Genomic DNA, 2,043 nt, shown 5'->3' on the forward strand with positions numbered 1-2,043 from the left:
GAAAGTCGCCCGCACCATAATCGGCCACACCATTATCGGTTACCGCATCCAGCTGGTTGCCGTTCACATAGCCGTAGCGAAGCACATCCATATCTACCGGACCATTAACGGGGTCGACACCGCGCTGGTTCATCGATCGGATATTGCCGTTCTTATCGTAATAGAGGTTAGACACGGTAAAGTCCAGCTGGCCTTTGTTCCAGGGATTCATCGCGCTACGCTGCAGGTAGTAATCGGCCAGCTTGAGCCGCCCGGCCATATCGTAGTCGTAGCCATAAGCGTGCATTTTTGGCATAAAGAAGACGGAGGCGTCGCCGTCGCTGCCCCGCCAGATCATGCCGGCGATCTTACCATCATAACGCGGCTTATCAAAACCATAGTCGTATTTGAGCGACTGGCCGAAGGTCAGGTTCTGCCCCTGCTTATTGCCCGTCTCGGCATAGGCCCCGTTGATGCCCGTAAGCTGTCCGCGGATGTTATAGCTATAGTCCCGGCTCTCGCCGTTGTTGCCCAATACCTGGCGCTGCAGCCTTCCCAGCTCATCGTAGGTATAGCTGCCGGTAAGGGTCCAGGCGCCGGCATTGTCTACCCGGCGCCAGGTCTTGCTCAGCCGCCCGGTTGCGGTCTCGTATTCATTCTTATTGACTTCGCTATGCCTGGTATAGCCATCGCCGGCCTTTTGGTTGATGAGCACCTGCTTGCTGCCCAGCACCTGTCCGCTAAAGCTGAACTGGCTGCCGTTATAGGCGGCATGTACCACGCTCTGGTCGGGGTTCAGGTCCTGGCTGGCGCTGTAGATCACCCGGCCTTTGTCGTCGTAGAAGAGGGCGGTACGGCGCCAGGCGCCGGTACCTTCGGCCCCGGGCGAGGGTAGTATTTTGACCAGGCTGCCGGTGGGCAGGCCCCGGGTACGGCTGGTACGGGCAGGCGTTTCGGAACCGGGGATGCTTTGCTGCTCGCTGAACTGCAGCTCGGAGGCATAGGTAGCCCAAAGCACGCCACTGGGGTCAGCGTTCTTATAGTCGTCGTAATAAAAATAGTTTAAAGGAGTTACACCCAGGAGTCCGGAGGGATAGGACTGGGAAAGGTTGTAATCCTTCATGTAGTGAATAATGGTATTGGTGCCGTAGCTGTTGGGATCTTCGTAATAAGCCTGTAGCATGGCGCGGCTTTCCCCGCTCGGACCATAGATTCCACTCATCAGCGCCCGGTCCAGCCCATCATACAAGGTAAAGGTCCAACTGTTGCTCTGTGTTCTCAGCAGGGAATCCTGGTAAAAGGTCAGCCGGCCTCTTTTGTCGTAAACAAAGTATTCCCAACCCTTGCCAGGAACTTTCTGCTCTACCTTACGGCCTTTATCGTCGTAGCGATATTGGAAGCAGTACTGATCCAGGGTTTGCTGGTTGATGCTGCCGCTGCTCATGGCATTATCGGCGGCCGCCGGCGGGATCACATAGCAGAGCTGGCCCTGGTCGTTGTAGAGGTACAGGGTGGTAATATAGGTTATATTGATAGCGGGGTTGGTGAAGACGCTGTCGGTAGTCCGCTCCGCTATGACGCGGCCGTCCTTGTTTTTGTAGACGAGCTTGTAGGGTGGTACCGGGTTGCCGGGAAGAAGCGGCATAAGCGTCTGGTTGCAAAAGAGCTCACCCAAGGGATAGAAGCCGTTGCTGACAGGAAGCCCGGCAGCATTGACCGACCAGCGGCGCAGGAGGTTGGCATCGTTGGTGACGGTTACGGTCTGCGTAGACCTGTCCTGGCCTACCTGGCTCTTACCCGGGCTGTAATTACCGATCTTCAGCTCACCGGCATAAGCGTTATTCTTACGAAGGCTATAGGCGGTATTGCCTTCGCCAGGGTAGAGGCTGTTGTAGTAAGCCTGCTGCTCGGCAAAAGCATTGGCCCTGAAGCCATAGCCGGCGGCGCTATAGGGCAGATAGCCGGTCTCCGAGGGTTGGAAGCGGGTATCGGAGGGCAACACCAGGCTCTTGCCCGGGGTAAAGTTATGCTGTACGGCCTCCATGCTGCGGTTAAAGCCATCTT

The 2,043-nt window shown here is 56.5% G+C and carries 1 protein-coding gene; it reads right to left on the bottom strand.

Annotated elements, in window-relative coordinates:
• Positions 1 to 2,043: hypothetical protein (locus DZK30_RS25520; RefSeq protein ID WP_162903472.1), on the bottom strand; the 2,043-nt coding region annotated here is incomplete at both ends.

The organism is Taibaiella koreensis, from assembly GCF_003545715.1.
In the GTDB taxonomy this organism is placed as follows: Bacteria; Bacteroidota; Bacteroidia; order Chitinophagales; family Chitinophagaceae; genus Taibaiella; species Taibaiella koreensis.